At 57.6% G+C, this 330-nt stretch carries 1 protein-coding gene; it reads left to right on the top strand.

The features are described from left to right. The coding region (locus tag J9885_RS14905) for a hypothetical protein (protein WP_210549907.1) at window positions 1-330 on the top strand (330 nt) is incomplete at both ends.

The following is a 330-nucleotide window of genomic DNA, read 5'->3' as shown; positions in this document are numbered from 1 at the left end:
TGGTGTGGCGAGCATCACCGTGCTGGGTCAAAACTTTGTACCGGGCGGCGTGTTGCCACAGGGCATCAATACCGGTAATGGGTTGCTGGATATCACCAGCGTGACGTTGAGCGCGGATGGCAAGAGTGCGACGGTTGGGTACACCTATACCTTGTCGGACAATGTGTTGACCCCGCCGGCAGCCACGGATCATTTCGACGACATAGGTAACTTCATCACGGTGACTGGGGTCAGTGGTGTGACCTCGTCGGCAGCTGACCTGCAGATCCGGATTGTCGATGACACCCCGCTTGCAAACAATGATACCGGTGGCACGGTCACGGAGGATGG

Source organism: Aeromonas sp. SrichE-2G (genome assembly GCF_017939565.1).
In the GTDB taxonomy this organism is placed as follows: Bacteria; Pseudomonadota; Gammaproteobacteria; order Enterobacterales; family Aeromonadaceae; genus Aeromonas; species Aeromonas taiwanensis.
This window is presented reverse-complemented; position numbering and strand designations above follow the sequence as displayed.